This is a genomic window from uncultured Roseovarius sp. (genome assembly GCF_947489715.1).
Lineage (GTDB): Bacteria > Pseudomonadota > Alphaproteobacteria > Rhodobacterales > Rhodobacteraceae > Roseovarius.
Genome location: NZ_CANLER010000001.1, coordinates 361,992 through 380,115 on the forward strand (window position 1 = coordinate 361,992; position 18,124 = coordinate 380,115).

Genomic DNA, 18,124 nt, shown 5'->3' on the forward strand with positions numbered 1-18,124 from the left:
CGGGTCAAACCATAAGGTCATACAGAAAAGAAAAAACCCGCCCTGCGAGGGACGGGTTTTTGCAGAATCGTCAAACGATAATCAGAAGCGGAAGCCAACCTTGACGCCCGCAGCAATTGCATCGTTGTCGGTGAAGTTTGCGCCAATGCTTGTGCGCGCGCCGCCGATGTCAAAATATTTGATGCCGGTGGTCACTTCCCAAGATTCGGTTTCGTATTTCATCGCGATGCCATAGCTGGTGAAGCCGTCCTTACCCGAGAGGTTGCCAACGGTATCGCCCTGATCTTCTTCGTAACCAAGAGTCAACGCGCCCGACCAGTTCTCGGAGAAGCGGCGGCCAACGCCAACCTCATAGGTCCAGATGTCCGATGGTTCGCTGGCAATGGCTACAGCGCCACCCAGGAAATCCAGCGGTCTGATTTGGAACTCGGTCCATTCCTGCCAACGCACCGAACCAAAGAGCAGTGTGTCTTTGGCGATGCCGCTTTGGGCGTGAAGGGTAAAGGCCTGTGGAATCGCTACATCGAACGGCGTGCCGTTGTTGTCGATAAAGCTATGTTCAATTTCGGATTCGTAGGTCAGCGCAATTTTCATCGCTATTTCCGGAATCTGGTAGGCGGCACCCAGAACGTACCCGGTGCGCCAGTCCTGATCGACGTTCAGGCTGTATGTGGCGGGCAGGGGCAGGCCAACGGTTAGGATGTTCAGGCTGCCTGTAAGGCTCTGCACGCGCAGGCCACCATAGGCGCTGAAACGCTCCGAGAAATTGTATTTTACAAGGCCCGTGATCGCCAGCGAGTCGACCTCGGCGTTAGAGCCGGAAAACGGGTAAGGGGTACCAGCCGTATAGGATACGTCGGCACCAACGGGATCATTGGCGATAAGGGCAAAGCTGAGCTTGTCGTTATACTGGTGCTTATATCCCAACGCGTAGTTCTGATACGTCTTCTGGATATTGCCAGATCCCAATCTGCCACCCAGCAACGAGCCGCTGACATTGGGGTTAACCGTTGCCGCGCTAAATTCCAGATAGTTCTTGCCCTCTTCGAACAAGATCTGCGAGCGATCCCCATCTCGCATGATACCGCCGGCGTGGGCGACGCCAGTTGCGGCGATGGTCAGCGCGGTGGCTGCCAGTGCGTGTTTCCTCATGTTCCCTCTCCTCCAAAAACATATGAGGGATCGTTATAGGCTATCACGAAATCGTCAAATACTAACGCCGCGTCACATTTAAGACGATTTTTTCAGGTGCTTTCAGCGCCACACTTTTAACGGGAATTTTTGTTGAACGTGGCCTATTTTCGTGTTTCTGACCAGATATTAAGATAGTTCGCACCAAAGATGACCACTGCCCCTAAAATGACCAACGTATCAATTGGTTCGTTGTAAAAGACAAAACCGATGACCGCGATCACAGGCAGACGGGCGAAATCGACCGGCGTGACGACGGTGGCAGGCGCAATAGAAAGCGCCTTGGTGATACAGAAATGCGCCATCAAGCCGCCACAGCCGATGATTATCAGCCAGGGCAGCGAAACGAGTGAGGGTAGAGTGATATCACCGTCAATACCGGCGCAGATCAGGCCGAACACCGCCTGTGTTACGGTCATGTAGAACAGAATACTGGCTAGGGTTGTTAAACGCGTAAGCTTTTTCGTGAACATGATCGCGCCGGCAAATCCGATGGCGGCAGTTGCGGCTGCCAACGTGCCGGCATTGACAGTATCAGGGCTGGGGCGCGCCACGATCAGGATACCGATAAATCCCAATATGGCAGATAGCGAACGGATGCGCGTAAGCCTCTCGCCCAAAACCAGCGGCGAGAGGACAAGCACCCAAAGAGGTGACGTGAATTCAAGCGCGAAGACCTGTGCCAGTGGAATGGCCGCAAGGGCATAAAACCACAGGTTTTGCCCGGCGAAATGGCAGACGTTTCGAATAAGGTGCAATCCCGTATGCGCCCGTTCGACCTGATGCCATTTTGCGGTAAGTGAAAGCAACGCGGTTATGATCAAAACGCCAACCAGGCTACGATACATCATGATCTCGAACGTATCGAGTTCGAAACTGATCGCCCGCCCAGCAATAGCCATCAGCGTGAACGAGACAATTGCCCCGATCATCCAGATCGCGGCCCGCAGAATATTGGCGCTTTCAGTTTGCGGGACTACTCCCACTCGATTGTGCCAGGCGGTTTCGACGTGATGTCGTAAGTCACGCGATTGATGCCTTTGACTTCGTTGATGATCCGGGTTGCCGTTTCGCCAAGGAAGTCATGGCTGAACGGATAGTAGTCAGCGGTCATGCCATCGACCGAGGTTACCGCGCGTAGTGCACAGGCGAAATCATATGTGCGCCCATCGCCCATCACGCCCACGGTACGTACAGGAAGAATGGCGACGAAGGCCTGCCAGATTTCATCGTAAAGACCGTGTTTGCGGATCTGGTCTATGTAAACGGCATCAGCTTTGCGCAGAATCTCAAGCTTTTCACGCGTGATCTCACCTGGGCAACGGATCGCCAGACCGGGGCCGGGGAAGGGATGGCGCCCAATGAAGCTCTCGGGAAGACCGAGTTCACGGCCAAGAGCGCGAACTTCATCCTTGAACAACTCGCGAAGAGGTTCGACCAGCTTCAACCCCATCTTTTCCGGCAACCCACCGACATTGTGATGGGATTTGATGGTCACTGACGGTCCACCGGAAAAACTGACGGATTCGATGACGTCGGGATACAAGGTTCCCTGCGCCAGAAATTCTGCGCCATCAATCGAATTGGCATGTTTTTGGAAGACGTCGATAAAAAGCTTGCCAATGATTTTTCTTTTGGTTTCCGGGTCGCTTACACCGTCAAGTTCACCTAAAAACAGATCGGATTCATCGGCATGAATCAAAGGGATGTTATAGTGGTCGCGGAACATGCCAATGACCTCATCCGCTTCGTTTTGGCGCAAAAGCCCGTGGTCCACGAAAACGCAGGTCAACTGATCGCCGATGGCCTCGTGTATCAGAACGGCCGCGACCGAACTGTCGACCCCGCCTGACAGTCCGCAGATGACCTGTTTGTCGCCGACCTGTTCGCGAATTTTGCGGATCGCTTCTTCGCGGTATGCACCCATTGTCCAATCACCAGAAAACCCGGCGGCGCGTACGAAGTTTTCGTAAAGCGTCTTGCCGTTAGGCGTGTGATGCACCTCAGGGTGGAATTGTACCGCATAAAATCTTCTGGATGCATCGCCGGTGATGGCAAAAGGCGCGCCGGGGGAAGTGCCATAAACCTCAAACCCCGGGGCAATTTCACTGACGTGATCGCCGTGGCTCATCCAGACTTGTTCACGGCCCGTGCCATCTAAAAACCAGCCGTTCAGTAAGCCAGTTTGCGATGCCGAGGGGGTAACATATGCGCGGCCAAATTCTGCGGTAGCATTTTCACCAACCTCAACCTTGCCACCCAAATCATGCATCATCACTTGCTGACCGTAGCAGATACCAAGAATCGGCATGCCCATCTCATAGGCGCTGCGGGGTGGACGCGGGCTGCCGTCGCGCATGACCGAGTCGGGGCCGCCTGAAAAGATGATGGCCTTTGGTGCAAAATCCTTCAGGAAATCGTCGGTGACGTTTTGGTAGGGATGGATTTCGCAGTAGACATTCAGTTCTCGCAGGCGACGGGCTATCAGCTGTGTCACCTGACTACCGAAATCAACGATCAAAAGGCGGTCATGGGATATCTTGCTCATGCCTCGCCTCGTAGGACAAGGGCAGGGTTTACGCAAGACTTCGCATGCACTTGTGCAAAATCATATGCAACGGTGCGCAATGTCGTTTTCCCGTCTGAGAGGGCGCAATTCTTCTGCGATATCTCCCGAGGCTGAGATAAAAATACATAAATCCGCGCCCGATGTGGGTGCTTTGCAAGACAAGGGTAAGACATATGGCCGAAGCATCAGCCCGCAGACGTGGACGTGGTGGAGGCGGCGCCGCCCGCCGGGCGGAACGGACCGCCGTCACGATCGAGACTGCGAAATATATCGAGCGCAACATCCCGAACTTCGAGGTTCTGAATGAAGAAGCGCTTGAGATCATTGAGGCGAATGCGGAGACGATCCTGGCAGAAGTCGGTGTCAATTTCGTCGACAACCCCGCCGCATTAGAGCGTTGGCGCAATGCCGGAGCCGATGTGGACGGTGAGCGCGTGCGCCTCCCGCGTGGATTGGCACGAAAGTTGTGTTCGACAGCACCGTCAGAGTTCACGCAGCAGGCCCGCGATCCCGAAAAATCGGTGGTGATCGGAGGAAAAAACCTGGTATTGGCGCCGGTTTATGGACCGCCCTTCGTTCGTGATGCGCAAGGCGGCCGCCGCTATGCGACCATGGATGATTTCAACAAGTTCGTGAAACTGGCCTACATGTCGAAATGGCTTCACCATTCCGGCGGTACAGTGTGTGAACCAACCGATATCCCGGTGAATAAACGCCATCTCGACATGCTTCTATCGCATATGACGCTCAGCGATAAACCGTTCATGGGGTCGGTGACTGACCCCAGTCGGGCGCAGGACAGTGTTGACATGTGCGGTATCCTTTTCGGTGAGGAGTTCGTGCAGCAGAATACCGTTATGACGTCGCTTACGAACATCAACTCGCCGATGACCTTCGACGACGTGATGATGGGGGCGTTGGAAGTGTATGCCCAAAACAATCAGGCTTGCATCATCTCTCCCTTTATTGTTGGAGGCGCGATGGCACCTGTTTCGGTCGCCGGAACGCTGACGCAGGTCTTGGCAGAGGTTATGGCCGGTATCGCCTATAACCAGTTGGTACGTCCGGGCGCGCCGGCAATTTTTGGAGCTTTTGTAAGTTCGATTGACATGGGATCAGGGGCGCCAACATTCGGTACGCCCGAAGCATCGCTGGTCACCTACGGTGCCGGGCAATTGGCGCGGCGGCTAAACCTACCATTCCGGTCCGCGGGATCTTTCTGTGGCTCGAAATTGCCGGATGCGCAAGCAGCCTATGAGACCGCAAACAGCCTGAATATGGGATTGATGGCTGGCGTGAACTTTATGCTGCATTCCTGCGGCTGGCTGGAAGGTGGTCTGGTGGCAGATTTTGAAAAATTCGTCATGGACGCTGACCAGCTCGGCGTTTTGCATCACTTGGCAAAAGGCATTCAGGTGGACGAAAACGGGCAGGCGATGGATGCGATCCGGGAAGTAGGGCCGGGGGGCCATTATCTCGGGTGCGCCCACACCCAGGAAAACTTCAAGTCAGCGTTCTGGAAATCAAACCTGTTTGACTACAAACCCTTTGAAACATGGGCGGACGAAGGCGAACGCGATACCTACAAACTGGCGACCAATCGGGTCGAATTTCTGCTGAATAACTATCAGCAGCCTGCGCTTGATCCGGCGACCGCCGAAGCGCTGAACGCCTATGTGGCTGAGAAGAAATCCTCAATGCCGGATGCGTTTACCTGACGTATTTCCGCAATGGGGCGATGTTGGTGTGCGCGGCACGCATGATGCGAGCCTCGCCCATCATCGCGATCAAAAGATCAACATGTTTGACGGATGAATAACCAGCGTCGCGTTCGCGCCGTTGTTCATTAAGACCTGATTCAATCTCGACCAGCCGGGCCAGAGCGGCGCCGCTACGTGGCAGCGGCCCCTGACCCAGATGCCGTCGCAGATGGACGTCGCGGCGATATTCAGCCATGCCTATACGGGCAGCACGGATCAGAAGGCGCGGGCGCTTCAGCGTATCGAGTTTCATCAGTAAGTCATTCATTGTGGCTCTCCCCAATTTGAGTCGAAACATTGTTCGCACAACCAAAGCGGGTGTTGCGTTCGGCGTAAATCCGCCGTTCGTAGCTATTCACAATTGTTCACACCCTGGAAACAATGCTTGGAAAGTTCGCAACAATTAACGAACCGGTAATAATTACTCGCCTAGGTTGTGTAAAACTGTGGATACACGGTGGAAAAGTTGGGTTTCGCATTGGGTAGAGGGCAGGAATTGGGGCAGGATTTACGGTCGACGGATAGCTTGGATGAGCTGCCTGCATGGCTGCCTGAGTCTGCATTCCATTACCTTTTGCACACTGAAACCGGGGCTTCCATTCGTGCTCTGGCTCGCGATGCGGGGTGTCACGCCTCAACTATCCTGCGTCAGATCCGTAGTTTTGAAACACGCCGCGATGATTTGTTGGTCGACCAGGCGTTACGTCGATTGGGCCGCAAGTATTATAGGGTGAAGAACACCGGTTCTCCCTTCATGGAGAGCAAGATGAACGCTGTACAAAAGATCGAGATCGAAGAAGAAACCCTTTCGGACGCACGTCTGAAAGAGGAAAGTAGGCGCATCTTGCGCAACTTATGTGAGACCGGGGCTGTGTTGGCCGTCGCTGCCGAGATGGACAAGGCGGTTGTTGTGCGCGAGGCCGACGCCGGGCAGTCGGTAAGAACGGGTATTGTCGACCGCGAGGTGGCAGAGGCGATGGCGCTGAAGGAATGGATTTCCTGCGATGCGCCGGGACGTATTGCACGCTATCACATCACTCGATCAGGTCGGTCGGCGCTGAACATGATGTTGGCAGAAGCTGAAAACAAGGCTCTGGGATTTGCTGACGCGCAAGCGCCCTTTGAAGGGCCAGACGCGGACAGAGATGCGGTCGAGGCCGCTGAAGAAGTTATCGATCGTTCAAAACGCGTGCGCTATAACATGGCAGAAACGCCGCTTTCTGCTCTTGCCCGCCGCAAGGATCGCGATGGGCAGCCGTTTTTGTCAAATGATCTGGTACGGGCAGGAGAGCGCTTGCGCGAGGATTTCGAGTTGGCCCAGATGGGTCCTCGAAAAGAAAGCAACTGGGATAAATTTCTGACCAACACTGAACGTGCGGTTGCGCCGCTTGACGGCTCCGCCCGAGGTGCAGAAGCCGCGCGTATACGTGTCACCGGTGCATTACGCGATCTGGGCCCTGGGCTGGGCGATGTGGCCTTGCGTTGCTGCTGCTACCTGGAAGGTTTGGAGCGTGCTGAAAAGCGTATGGGCTGGTCGGCAAGGTCGGGCAAGATCGTGTTGCGTATCGCGTTGCAAAGGCTGAAGCGGCATTATGATGAATTGGGTGATGCTGGCGGGCTGATTGGCTGATCCGGTATCATAAGCAAACTAGCCACCCACGATCCATCCGACGAAATATGCAACAGCGGCGCAAACCGTGCCCACCAGTACGGTTTCGCCCACGGTGCGTATCAGCTTTTCTCCGGTAGCGTTCCAGCGAAGCAGCCCTAACGCCACGAGCGCCATGAATGTTGTCGCTAGCGACAGGGCGAAGGTCCTGTCGGTAGGCTCATAAATGAAATAGGGCATCAACGGAACGGCTCCAAAAAGTACGAAGGACCCGAAAGTGAAGAAACCGTTGAGGACCGGGCTTTCTTCATCCGGATCTTGCATTCCAAATTCATACGTCATCATCAGATCGGCCATGATTTCGGGGTGACGGGCCAGAATGGCGGCTGTCGTATCGGCCTCTCCCGCAGGCAGGCCGCGCTGGCGCAGGATTTCAAACAATTCCATCTGCTCTTGCTGTGGGTTGCGAATGATCTCGTTCAACTCACTTTCGCGTCTTGTGCGATAGAGATCATGTTGTGAACGCAAGGAAAGAAACTCGCCTAAACCCATGCTGATAGCGTCGGCAAAAAGATTGGCCAGGCCAAAGACCAATACCGCAAGACCGCCAATTTGCGCTACACCATCAGCTGCTGCACCGGCAAATCCGGCGACGATTGCGAATGTCGTGACGATCCCATCATTTCCGCCATAGACGATCTGCTTCAGGAATTCCTGAGTACGCCCTAGGGCGTGCGCCTCGCGGCGGTGCGCCTGCCAATCCATCGTATTTCGGGCCTTTCATGTTGACCTGCGGAATTAGAATAAGGCGCTCTCAACTTTGTTGAAAGCACAGATATGAAGCTAGAATTTTAGGTATTTTTAGACGCTCAACAAAAAAAACGGCCCGCGCCCCCCATGAGACACGAGCCGTACGAACAACAGCGCACTCTTTAAGTGGTGGGCACTGGTTAATAATCTGCTTGGCCTGCATGGCAGCTTTGCAGAACTGGTACTTCCCACCACCGTTAAGTATAGATAGGAGGTGTTACCAAACCATTCGCGGGGAAAAATTCGTGCGTGATCTCAAAGTACCTGAACAGCGTCATCCGGAAAAAGCCCACCGTCCTGATAATGCGCAACCGCGCAAGCCGGATTGGATCAGGGTAAAGGCACCGACAAGCAAAGAGTATTTTGAGACCCGTAACATCATGCGTGAACACAAGTTGGTCACCGTATGCGAAGAGGCGGGCTGCCCGAATGTGGGCGAATGCTGGAGCCAGGGTCATGCGACGATGATGATCATGGGTGAGGTTTGTACCCGTGCCTGCACGTTCTGTAACATCGCCACCGGAAAGCCGCCCGAGGCACTTGATGCCTTCGAACCCGGTCGGGTGGCGGACGCTGTCCAAAAGCTTGGGTTGAACCATGTGGTTGTGACAAGTGTGGATCGTGATGATGTCAAGGACGGTGGCGCCGAGCATTTCGCCCAGACAATTCGGGCCATCCGGCATCGCAGCCCGAAAACCACGATCGAAATTCTGACCCCGGATTTCCTGAACTGCGACCCGAAGGTTTTGGAGGTTGTGGTCGACGCCAAGCCGGATGTGTTCAATCACAATCTAGAGACAGTGCCGGGCCTCTATCCCGAGGTGCGTCCTGGCGCGCGGTATTTCCATTCACTCAGACTGCTGCAAAGGGTCAAGGAACTGGACCCAACGACGTTCACCAAATCCGGCATCATGGTGGGTCTGGGCGAAGACCGACAGTCGGTGCACCAGGTCATGGATGACATGCGAGCCGCCGGGATCGATTTTCTGACAATCGGTCAATATTTGCAGCCAACCCCTAAACATCACCGCGTTGACCGTTTCGTCACGCCCGAGGAATTTGCCGCCTACGAGAAAGCAGCATACGGCAAAGGGTTTTTGATGGTATCGGCGTCGCCGCTGACGCGGTCTTCCTACCATGCGGGTGATGATTTCGCCCGTCTCCAGGCTGCCCGAAATGCCAAATTCGCCTGATTGAGACAGGGCTTGCTGCCTTACATTCTGAGGCAGCGAGCCTGATCCTGAAGGGGATTACGGGGGAGGAACACAAAAACACCGCCTGCTGTCGCGACCGGTGTCTTCTTGACGTTCAGATAGTTGGTGAAGCTGCGTTCAACCGCCCCAGCTGCGTACCGGGCCGCAATCCATGTGCACAAAATTACTGCGCGAATATTTGCCAACACCGCCTGCGTGGCAGGAGACAGCCGCGCGGAACATCTGGCTGACAGAGCGTGAAGACAACCTTAGGTCTGCCGCTTCGCCCTTCATGTGACGTGAATTCTTAGCAACACCACGCGAGCGACTGCGCAGCATCGAATTTGTCTTTGGGCTGCGATATCCGGAAAGGAGCATGTAGGGCTCACTAACATCCAGCAAGTTGTGGCTGGCGGCAAGAATATCAATGGTTCGGATGTCGATGTGTTTGATGTCATTGGTGCGCCAGTCACGCATGAACATCGAAATCTCTTTGACCGCGTCTTTGATATAATCACCTTCAATCCAGTAGATTGTGTCAAGACGTTCGCCGGTTCTGGGAGACATCATGCGAATACGGCGTATATCGCCACCACCGCGTAGAAATCCCGCTGCGTTCGAATAGGTTGGGGCTGCTACAATTGCTGTTGCTGCAAATGCACCAAGCACACCACGTCGGGTCATGCCCGTTGTGTTACTTTCCGTCATATAGTTAGCGCCTGTCCCGTCGCTTACCTGTTTACCTGCCGTTCAGCAGGCCTGCCATCTCATCCCCAGATGCGCGAGTTTTATGACATAAACGGAATCACCAACCAAGGGCTGATTTGTGGAAGATTGTAACTATCAAGTAGTTTCGGCGAATTCTTGCGCAAATACCCGTAAATGTGTTTATTTTGTGTAAATTCCGATGCGATTTGGCCGCAATTCAGAGCGGAATTAACCCGCTGATAAAGATTTGAATGGACTTAATTTGACAATCCAAAGGATAGACAAGCAAGTTTACTCTGCGCGTGAGCAATTCAAGGGGAAAAGTATGATTTTGGCGATGCAAAAACATTTTGCACGAAGCGTTGTGTTTTCGATGGCGGTCGTTTTCGCGGCGCTCATTGGTTCATCTGGTGCCGAGGCGCAGGTTACAGGCTTCAAACAGGCCGTGGCCGAGGCCGCAGCAAAAGACCGTGATCTTGCGGCGTTTTATCAGTCCAACGGGTATCAGGGCATCTGGACTGGAAATAGTGGCAAGGACCGTCGGCGTCGGCAGGAATTGTTCAAAGCGATCGAGGCTGCCGATATGCACGGCCTGCCGGTCGCAAGGTATGATGCTAACGGGCTGAAGACTCAGATGAAGGCAGCACGTTCTGCGCGCGAGCGGGGACTGGTGGAGGTCGCGCTAAGTAAGACTTTCGTTCAGTTGGCGCGAGATATGCAGACTGGTGCTTTGGTGCCGTCACGTATCGACGACGGGATTAAAAGGAAGGTTCCCTATCGTAATCGAACCAGCTATCTGACCGCCTTTTCCAAAAGCAGCCCGCGCAACTTCTTTCGTGCCTTGCCGCCTCAGACAAACGAATACGCGCGCTTGATGAAAGAGAAGATTCGTCTGGAAAAACTACTTGGACAAGGTGGTTGGGGGCAAAAAGTACCCGCGAAATCTCTGAAGCCCGGCGCCAGCGGCAACGCGGTGGTTGTTCTGCGAAATCGTTTGATTTCGATGGGATACATGCGGCGTTCTTCCAGTCAGAGCTACGATGCTAACATGCAAAAGGCGATCCAGCAGTTCCAGCTTGATCACGGCCTCAATCCCGATGGTGTGGCCGGAGCCGGCACCATGACCGAGATTAATCGGCCTGTTCAGGCACGGTTACAATCTGTGATCGTGGCGATGGAGCGTGAGCGCTGGCTTAACCGGTCACGAGGTGAACGGCACGTTTTGGTCAACCTGACCGATTTCAGTGCCCGCATCATTGACGGAGACAAGGTAACATTTCAGACCCGCGCCGTTGTAGGCAAGAATGTCAGCGATCGCCGCAGCCCCGAATTTTCCGATGTGATGGAGTTCTTGGTTATCAACCCAACCTGGAACGTACCGCGTTCGATCGCTGTGAAAGAATACCTGCCGATGATGAAGCGGAACCCAAACGCGGCGGGCCATCTTCAGCTTTATGATGGTCGCGGACGCAAGGTCAGCCGCTCGGCTGTCAATTTCGCAGCCTTCAATGCAAGAAACTTCCCGTTTGACATCAAGCAACCACCGTCGCGTCGCAATGCGCTTGGGTTGGTGAAATTCATGTTCCCCAACAAATACAACATCTACCTGCACGACACGCCGCAGAAGAAGCTGTTCGCACGCGAAAAGCGGGATTTCAGTCACGGGTGCATCCGTCTGCACCAACCGTTCGAATTCGCTTACGAGATGTTGTCGAAGCAGGAGCGTGACCCGAAAAACTTCTTTCATGCCAAGCTGGATACCGGTCGGGAAACTGTAGTGCAGCTGGAAAAACCAGTTCCGGTGCACATCACGTACCGCACCGCGTTTACCCAAGCCAAAGGCCGCACGCAGTTTCGCGGCGACGTTTATGGGCGGGACGCGAAAATTTGGAGTGCGCTGTCCAAGGCAGGGGTTTCACTGCGCGGAGTTCAGGGATAAACCACTCTCCGAAATAGGAGAGTGTCATGGCCTACACGATAGAACAGATTGCGTCGGCGCTTGGGGCTAAAGCCTTTGGCGCCGTCGATATGCAGATTGACGGTTTGGCCGAGCCCGCGGATGCGACGGCGCGTGATCTTGCCTTGGCCATGAAGCCCGAATACGCCGACAGCCTGCCAAAAGGTTCTGCCCGCGCCGCCATGGTCTGGGATGGCGCGGATTGGCAATCTCTTGGGCTTGAGGCTGCGATCATCTCTCCCAGACCGCGCTACGCCATGTCCGGCTTGACCACGATGATGGATCCTGGCCAGGGATGGTCGGATGGCATTCATCCATCTGCGGTTGTGGATGAAAGCGCTGAACTTGGGTCAGGTGTTTCGATCGGACCCTTGGCCGTGATTGGTGCCGGTGCTAAAATTGGGGCAGGGACGGTGATCGGCCCACAGTGCTTTGTCGGGACGGATGCGCAAATCGGCACGATGGGCTTTTTGCGCGAGGGTGTGCGGATTGGTGCGCGTGTCGTTATTGGCGAGCGGTTCATCGCCCAACCCGGCTCCGTGGTTGGCGGAGATGGTTTTTCTTACGTCACGCCGGAAAAATCCTCGGTCGAACAGGCCCGCAAGACGCTTGGTGATCAGGGCGATACCCGATCGCAAGCCTGGACCCGGATTCACAGTTTGGGGGCTGTCAGCATCGGTGACGATGTGGAGCTTGGATCGAATTGCACCATTGACCGGGGCACGATCCGCGACACACGCATTGGCAATGGCACAAAGATCGACAACTTGGTGATGATTGGCCACAACGTCGAAATAGGAAATGATTGTCTGCTCTGTGGTCATGTCGGTATCGCCGGATCGACACGCATTGGCAACAATGTGGTTCTGGCCGGGCAAACAGGTGTCAGTGACAATATTTTCATTGGCGACAACGTGATCACGGGTGGTGGTACGATCGTTTTGTCAAATATTCCTGAAGGTCGTGTGATGTTGGGGTATCCGGCTATGAAAATGGACACAACAATGGAAGTGTTCAAAGGTATGCGCCGCCTCAAAAGGCTTTTTACCGATGTCGCAGAATTGAAGAAAACGGTTTCAAACTCGCACCCGAGTGACTAAATCAGTCGCGACCATAGCTGGAAGGCGACAGGAATGAGTATCAAGGATCGTGTCATCGGAATTATCGCCGAGCAGGCGGTGCTGGAAACCACCGATGTAACCGTGGACAGCACGCTTGAGGACCTTGGAATAGATAGCCTAGGTCTGGTTGAGAGCATTTTTGCGATCGAAGAGGAATTCGATATCTCGATCCCGTTCAACGCTAATGCCCCTCAGGAAAGCGACTTCGATATTTCGACGGTGTCGTCGATCATCAAGGGCATCGAAAAACTGGTGAAAGAGCAATCGTGAAACGGGTTGTCATTACCGGGGCCGGTACAATCAATGCCCTTGGGCACACTGTGCCCGAAACCCTTGAGGCGATGCGCGAGGGACACTGTGGCATCGGTGACTTGCAGTTTCGCGACGTCGAACGTCTGTCAATTCGGATCGGAGGGCAGGTACGGCGTTATGAAGCTGAAACACGGTTTAACCGACAGCAATTGGCGCTTTATGACCGGTTTACCCAGTTCACACTGATTGCCGCTCAGGAAGCCATTGCCCAGTCCGGGCTGGAGTTTTCGGGCGAATTGGCAGCCAGATCGGGCGTCGTTCTGGGCAATTCCGGTGGTGGCATGACGACGCTCGATGAAAACTATCGTTCGGTGTACGAGGATGGCAAGAACCGTGTACATCCGTTCGTTGTGCCCAAGCTGATGAATAATGCCGCAGCAGGGCATGTGTCGATGGAATTCAACCTCAAGGGCCCCAGTTTTACCGTTTCGACCGCTTGCGCGTCCTCCAATCACGCGATGGCGCAGGCCTTTCAGATGGTGCATGGCGGTATGACCCCGGTGATGATCACGGGCGGATCGGAATCCATGCTGTGCTTTGGGGGCGTCAAGGCGTGGGAAGGGTTGCGCGTGATGTCCAAGGACGGGTGCCGTCCGTTTTCGGCCAATCGCAACGGTATGGTCCAGGGCGAAGGTGCGGGGGTTTTCGTATTCGAAGAATATGAACATGCTCGCAAACGGGGCGCCGAAATTCTTGCAGAAGTCGCCGGTTTCGCCATGACATCTGATGCGTCCGATATTGTCATGCCATCAAAGCAGGGGGCGGCACGGGCGATGCGCGGCGCGTTGAGCGATGCCCGGATCAACCTTGAGGAAGTTGGATATATCAATGCCCATGGCACGGGTACTGCAGCCAATGACAAGACCGAATGTGCCGCGGTCGCAGATGTTTTCGGCCCTCACGCTGATAATCTGATGATATCTTCGACCAAATCAATGCATGGTCATTGCATCGGCGGCACCGGCGCTGTCGAACTGCTGGCCTGCATTATGGCGTTGCGCGATGGTGTGATTGCACCCACGATTGGCTATCAAGAGCCCGATCCCGAATGTGCGCTGGACGTTGTGCCGAATGAGGCGCGCGAGGCCAGGATCAATGTAGCGCTTTCGAACGCTTTTGCCTTTGGTGGCTTGAATGCCGTGCTGGCGCTGAAGCGTTTTGCCTAGCGGCTGTCAAAAACCGATAGACTGGCAGATAAGCCGAAACAAAAAACACCGCCCCGAAAGGCGGTGTTGTCGTATTTTCAGTCCGGATCTGATCAGTTTTGAACGGTTGAGACGTTTTCAAAGGCGGCTGTAAAACCGTTAAGCGACACATTGATGTTGACCTTTTGATCTGGCGCCTGAGCGGGCACGATCTGAAGGTTTGCTTTTGCGCCGCGTTTGAACGCGTCAAGGTCGGGGGTTGTAAGGCCGATACGGGCAAAGCAGCCAACCATGCTACAAAAGGAATAGGCAAAGCTCTTTGCTTTACCGCCGTCAATTGACACCAACAACTCCTTGGTTAGGAGTGTACCCAGCGGAACGACGATTGTCGCACCAGCCGCTGCCTGCGCGTTTTCAGGCAGTTTGAAGAGGCTGAATTCGGCAACCGGGTTACCCGCATCTTCTGTCAGTAATTGGTACATCTGACACAGATCTTCCTGACCTTCACTGCGGAAGCACTTGAGCTGCCAATCGCCATATGTTTCTTTGATATAGGTTGGATCTTCGACAACTTCCTGACCCATATCAAGCTCTTCCGCTTCGGATGATTCAGGCTGAGTAGTTTCGTTTTCGGCCGATTCAGGAGCAGTTTCAGTTTCTGCCTGAGCGGGTGCTTCGGCCTCGGCTTCCGGTTCTGCCGTCTCTGTTTCCTGAGCGTGAAGCGCGGCCCCTAGGGTCAGCGCCGCAATCAATGGCAGTGCATTCAATAGTCTGGGCATCGTTTCCCCATCTGATGGTTACTACATATTCGCTGCGCTCTAGCATGATGCAGCCGGGGTGTCAGGTCAAAATCACATTCGCGGGATTGGGGTGACGCGTGATTATTGCGATTGTAATGCCCCAAAAACCGAAAAGAGGCCGCATGGCCTCTTCTCTAAAGTATCTCCCTGCCGGACTGGCCGGCTTATTGTGTTTTGGACGCTAGGGCAGATAACTGCATCGGTCAACAGCTAAGATGTAAAAATCTATGACAAAAAAAGGCCGTACCCGAAGGCACGGCCAGTCTGACAGGGAGGAAGTCACTCGAAGCCAAGAGGACATAAGGCCCCGAGTCGCGATTCATACTGGCAGTAAAGTGTTAACCGAGTATGTTCAGACCGTGAAAAAAGTAAGACAGGGGGTGAGAGTCGTGGAAAATCAGATATTTATAGGTGGTGGCGGCGAGGGATATGGCGAGGCACAGGGCCTGAATCTGGGCTATGCCAACCGTCACGGCCTTATTGCCGGGGCTACCGGGACCGGCAAAACGGTCACGCTGCAAATCCTTGCAGAGGGGTTTTCTGCGGCTGGCGTGCCGGTTTTCCTTTCTGACGTGAAGGGTGATCTTTCAGGGTTGGCGGCAACTGGCAGTGCTGATTTCAAACTCCATGAAGCCTTTACGAAACGTGCAACAACCATTGGTCTTGCGGATTACAGCTACAATAGCTTTCCGGTGACGTTCTGGGATCTTTTTGGAGAGCAGGGGCATCCAGTGCGCACGACAGTGGCCGAGATGGGGCCACTGCTTTTGTCGCGTCTGTTGGAATTGAGCGAGGCACAGGAAGGTGTGATGAATATCGCCTTTCGTGTCGCCGATGAACAGGGAATGCCGTTGCTTGATCTGAAGGATTTACAGGCGCTTCTAGTCTGGGTCGGTCAGAATGGGGCGGAGCTTTCCCTTAGATACGGCAATGTCTCGAAACAGTCTGTCGGCGCGATCCAACGACAATTGCTGGTGCTTGAAAACCAGGGTGGCACCAAGTTCTTCGGAGAGCCCGCGCTTGAACTGAAAGATCTGATGCGCACAGATACGGACGGTCGAGGGCGGATCAATATTCTGTCATCAGACAAGTTGATGGGCGCTCCACGCCTCTACGCGACCTTTCTGCTTTGGTTGCTGAGTGAGCTTTTCGAAACTCTGCCCGAGCTGGGTGATCCCGACAAACCCAAACTTGTCTTCTTTTTCGACGAGGCACATTTGCTGTTTGAAGATGCGCCCAAGGCCCTGGTCGACAAGGTCGAACAAGTCGCGCGCCTGATCCGGTCCAAGGGGGTTGGTGTCTATTTCATCACCCAGAATCCGGATGATGTTCCCGAGGATATTCTGGGACAGCTCGGCAATCGCTTTCAGCATGCGCTGCGCGCTTTTACGGCGCGCGATCAGAAAGCACTGGTGCGCGCCGCCGAAACCTATCGTCCGAACGCTCGATTTGAGACCGCTGAGGCCATCCGCGATGTGGGCGTGGGGGAGGCGGTGACATCCATGCTGCAGAAGAAGGGCGTGCCGGGGATCGTTGAACGCACATTGATCCGTCCGCCATCCTCCAAGCTTGGGCCTATTGATGCGACGACACGGGCGGCGGTCATGGCAGCTTCGCCCGTTGCTGGAAAGTATGATGCAACCGTTGACCGAAAATCTGCCTATGAAATCCTCGCCGCCCGTGCTGAGGAAGCCGCAAAAGAGGCGGAAGAGGCCGAAGTGAAGGCCGAAGAGCAATCTGCTGCCGAGCGCGAATTCAATGCAGGGCGTCGGTACACTGGTATAAAAGTGTCTCGCTCTTCATCGCGCAGTCGTAATAGCAAGCGGGACGCCGGAATTGGTGAAAGCTTTGGCGAGGCAGTGACAAATGTGGTTCTGAAAGAGCTGAAAGGCACAACTGGAAGGCGCATCGTCAGGGGGATTTTGGGCGGGTTGTTCAAGGGGCGCTAAAGGCGAGATACCTGCCTCAAATCGTCCAGCATGGCTTCGGACATTGCCAACGCCTTCTTGACGCGGGCGGGTGACAGAGATTTTGCCTCGACCCGGATCAGCGTTTCGATTCCGATCATAAAGGGCAAGATCATGCTTTCTTCGGTATCTGTCAGGTCGAATGCATGTGCAAAAGCTATGATACCTTGCTGATCGACGCCAAATCGTATCTCGTCTGAGAGATACATATCGCGGCGCGCCAGATGCACCAAAAACCGCGCCATGTCCTTGTAAATAGGCAGTTTAGATGAACCACCCGTGTCAACAGCAGTGAGTTGGGCACCATCTATGAGCAGATTGTTGGGATGATAGTCGCCGTGGCAGATGGCCGTTCGCCAATCACTGCCCTCAAACAATGCGCCGATACGTTTGATCTCCAGAAGGATCGCTGCTTCAACTGACCGCAGTTCTGGAAAGGGTTGAGAGGTTGCCGCGCGTTCCGCCCGTGTCAGCCAGCCGGAATGCCCTTCTGTCCGCCAGGTTTCGGTGCTCTCGATGGCATGGCGCAGCCACGCTGCGATAGGTGGCCAAATCGCGAGACGATCAGAAGGAGCGCAAGTATTGAGGTGCTCCATCAACGGGGTGCCGCTTGCGTGCTCAACTACCATGAGGTGGTTCTCTGACGACAGATGCAGAGGTTCAGCTACGCGATATCGGCTGGATTGCATGAGCGGCCAAAGGCGCTGCATCTCATCCCATTCCCGCGCGATCATGTCGCTGGATGGATCAAGGCAAAGGCGAAACACGGCAGGGCGCCCCTGAAATCGACCTTCGACAACGGCCCGTTTACCGGCGACAAGGCGCAGCAATTCGCCCACTTGCGCCTCTTTCAGCATTGGATCCATTGCGCGGGCAGTTTCCAATTGCTGGGTCACCTGCATCATTGCTGACAGATCGGGAAATCTGGGGATTTTATCGGTATCTGACATGGGCTTACCTTCCCGCAGCGCAATTGGGGCGT

16 protein-coding genes are annotated in these 18,124 nt (G+C 54.6%); 8 read left to right on the forward strand and 8 right to left on the reverse strand.

The features are described from left to right. Positions 1–81: 81 nt before the first annotated feature. The 3 genes from Q1B27_RS01740 to guaA all read right to left on the reverse strand — a co-directional run bounded on the left by Q1B27_RS01740 (position 82) and on the right by guaA (position 3,739). Positions 82–1,152: an outer membrane protein transport protein gene (locus tag Q1B27_RS01740; RefSeq protein WP_299842709.1), complete on the reverse strand. Its 1,071-nt coding sequence runs from the start codon at positions 1,150–1,152 to the stop codon at positions 82–84. A 143-nt stretch (positions 1,153–1,295) separates the two neighbouring features. Next, positions 1,296–2,177, reverse strand: coding sequence for a DMT family transporter (locus Q1B27_RS01745; protein WP_299842712.1), 882 nt, complete (start codon positions 2,175–2,177; stop codon positions 1,296–1,298). Beyond that, positions 2,168–3,739, reverse strand: coding sequence for a glutamine-hydrolyzing GMP synthase (gene guaA, locus Q1B27_RS01750; protein ID WP_299842715.1), 1,572 nt, complete (start codon positions 3,737–3,739; stop codon positions 2,168–2,170). The genes Q1B27_RS01745 and guaA overlap by 10 nt, the downstream gene beginning before the upstream one ends. Before the next feature lie 194 nt (positions 3,740–3,933). On the opposite strand from guaA, the gene Q1B27_RS01755 reads away from it, so the two are divergent. Further along, complete coding sequence (locus Q1B27_RS01755) at positions 3,934–5,478, forward strand: trimethylamine methyltransferase family protein (protein WP_299842718.1); 1,545 nt, start codon at positions 3,934–3,936, stop codon at positions 5,476–5,478. On the opposite strand, the gene Q1B27_RS01760 is transcribed toward Q1B27_RS01755, so the two are convergent. Continuing rightward, a complete protein-coding gene (locus Q1B27_RS01760; protein ID WP_299842721.1) occupies positions 5,471–5,788 on the reverse strand; it encodes a DUF6477 family protein in 318 nt (105 codons plus the stop codon). The genes Q1B27_RS01755 and Q1B27_RS01760 overlap by 8 nt on opposite strands. A 498-nt stretch (positions 5,789–6,286) precedes the next feature. On the opposite strand from Q1B27_RS01760, the gene Q1B27_RS01765 reads away from it, so the two are divergent. After that, entirely contained in the window at positions 6,287–7,150 is an 864-nt protein-coding gene (locus tag Q1B27_RS01765) for a DUF6456 domain-containing protein (RefSeq protein WP_367181317.1), read from the forward strand. An 18-nt stretch (positions 7,151–7,168) separates the two neighbouring features. Here Q1B27_RS01765 and Q1B27_RS01770 read toward each other — a convergent pair whose 3' ends face one another. Then, complete coding sequence (locus Q1B27_RS01770) at positions 7,169–7,894, reverse strand: VIT1/CCC1 transporter family protein (protein WP_299842724.1); 726 nt, start codon at positions 7,892–7,894, stop codon at positions 7,169–7,171. 290 nt (positions 7,895–8,184) lie between these two features. Between Q1B27_RS01770 and lipA the strand changes: the two genes are divergently transcribed. Further along, the gene (lipA, locus tag Q1B27_RS01775) at positions 8,185–9,132 is read left to right on the forward strand and encodes a lipoyl synthase (protein ID WP_299842727.1); all 948 of its coding nucleotides are present in this window, start codon (positions 8,185–8,187) and stop codon (positions 9,130–9,132) included. Positions 9,133–9,270: 138 nt separating this feature from the next. Here lipA and Q1B27_RS01780 read toward each other — a convergent pair whose 3' ends face one another. Continuing rightward, on the reverse strand, positions 9,271–9,840 hold the full coding sequence (locus Q1B27_RS01780; protein ID WP_299842730.1) for a DUF882 domain-containing protein: 570 nt from the start codon (positions 9,838–9,840) through the stop codon (positions 9,271–9,273). 373 nt (positions 9,841–10,213) lie between these two features. On the opposite strand from Q1B27_RS01780, the gene Q1B27_RS01785 reads away from it, so the two are divergent. From Q1B27_RS01785 to Q1B27_RS01800, 4 genes are read left to right on the forward strand one after another with little or no spacing between them, the layout of a single operon-like run. Further along, positions 10,214–11,779 (forward strand): L,D-transpeptidase family protein, encoded by a 1,566-nt coding sequence (locus tag Q1B27_RS01785; protein ID WP_299844827.1) that lies wholly within the window; start codon positions 10,214–10,216, stop codon positions 11,777–11,779. 26 nt (positions 11,780–11,805) lie between these two features. Beyond that, the gene (lpxD, locus tag Q1B27_RS01790) at positions 11,806–12,897 is read left to right on the forward strand and encodes a UDP-3-O-(3-hydroxymyristoyl)glucosamine N-acyltransferase (RefSeq protein ID WP_299842732.1); all 1,092 of its coding nucleotides are present in this window, start codon (positions 11,806–11,808) and stop codon (positions 12,895–12,897) included. Positions 12,898–12,930: 33 nt separating this feature from the next. Beyond that, positions 12,931–13,188 carry an acyl carrier protein gene (locus Q1B27_RS01795; protein WP_299842735.1) on the forward strand — a complete coding sequence of 86 codons (258 nt, stop codon included), beginning with the start codon at positions 12,931–12,933 and terminating at the stop codon, positions 13,186–13,188. After that, positions 13,185–14,396, forward strand: coding sequence for a beta-ketoacyl synthase (locus tag Q1B27_RS01800; protein ID WP_299842738.1), 1,212 nt, complete (start codon positions 13,185–13,187; stop codon positions 14,394–14,396). The genes Q1B27_RS01795 and Q1B27_RS01800 overlap by 4 nt, the downstream gene beginning before the upstream one ends. A gap of 92 nt (positions 14,397–14,488) precedes the next feature. On the opposite strand, the gene Q1B27_RS01805 is transcribed toward Q1B27_RS01800, so the two are convergent. After that, the gene (locus Q1B27_RS01805) at positions 14,489–15,154 is read right to left on the reverse strand and encodes an invasion associated locus B family protein (RefSeq protein ID WP_299842741.1); all 666 of its coding nucleotides are present in this window, start codon (positions 15,152–15,154) and stop codon (positions 14,489–14,491) included. 410 nt (positions 15,155–15,564) lie between these two features. Between Q1B27_RS01805 and Q1B27_RS01810 the strand changes: the two genes are divergently transcribed. Then, complete coding sequence (locus tag Q1B27_RS01810; RefSeq protein WP_299842743.1) at positions 15,565–17,124, forward strand: helicase HerA-like domain-containing protein; 1,560 nt, start codon at positions 15,565–15,567, stop codon at positions 17,122–17,124. Here Q1B27_RS01810 and Q1B27_RS01815 read toward each other — a convergent pair. Then, on the reverse strand, positions 17,121–18,092 hold the full coding sequence (locus Q1B27_RS01815; RefSeq protein WP_299842746.1) for a phosphotransferase: 972 nt from the start codon (positions 18,090–18,092) through the stop codon (positions 17,121–17,123). The two genes, Q1B27_RS01810 and Q1B27_RS01815, sit on opposite strands and share 4 nt — an antisense overlap. Between the last annotated feature and the right edge of the window lie 32 nt (positions 18,093–18,124).

Coding starts and splice junctions, on each gene's coding strand:
- Q1B27_RS01795 (WP_299842735.1), top strand. CDS start 12,931: ATGAGTATCAAGGATCGTGTCATCGGAATTATCGCCGAGCAGGCGGTG.
- Q1B27_RS01785 (WP_299844827.1), top strand. CDS start 10,214: ATGGCGGTCGTTTTCGCGGCGCTCATTGGTTCATCTGGTGCCGAGGCG.
- Q1B27_RS01770 (WP_299842724.1), bottom strand. CDS start 7,894: ATGGATTGGCAGGCGCACCGCCGCGAGGCGCACGCCCTAGGGCGTACT.
- Q1B27_RS01740 (WP_299842709.1), bottom strand. CDS start 1,152: ATGAGGAAACACGCACTGGCAGCCACCGCGCTGACCATCGCCGCAACT.
- guaA (WP_299842715.1), bottom strand. CDS start 3,739: ATGAGCAAGATATCCCATGACCGCCTTTTGATCGTTGATTTCGGTAGT.
- Q1B27_RS01760 (WP_299842721.1), bottom strand. CDS start 5,788: ATGAATGACTTACTGATGAAACTCGATACGCTGAAGCGCCCGCGCCTT.
- Q1B27_RS01780 (WP_299842730.1), bottom strand. CDS start 9,840: ATGACGGAAAGTAACACAACGGGCATGACCCGACGTGGTGTGCTTGGT.
- Q1B27_RS01805 (WP_299842741.1), bottom strand. CDS start 15,154: ATGCCCAGACTATTGAATGCACTGCCATTGATTGCGGCGCTGACCCTA.
- lpxD (WP_299842732.1), top strand. CDS start 11,806: ATGGCCTACACGATAGAACAGATTGCGTCGGCGCTTGGGGCTAAAGCC.
- Q1B27_RS01755 (WP_299842718.1), top strand. CDS start 3,934: ATGGCCGAAGCATCAGCCCGCAGACGTGGACGTGGTGGAGGCGGCGCC.
- Q1B27_RS01765 (WP_367181317.1), top strand. CDS start 6,287: ATGAACGCTGTACAAAAGATCGAGATCGAAGAAGAAACCCTTTCGGAC.
- Q1B27_RS01815 (WP_299842746.1), bottom strand. CDS start 18,092: ATGTCAGATACCGATAAAATCCCCAGATTTCCCGATCTGTCAGCAATG.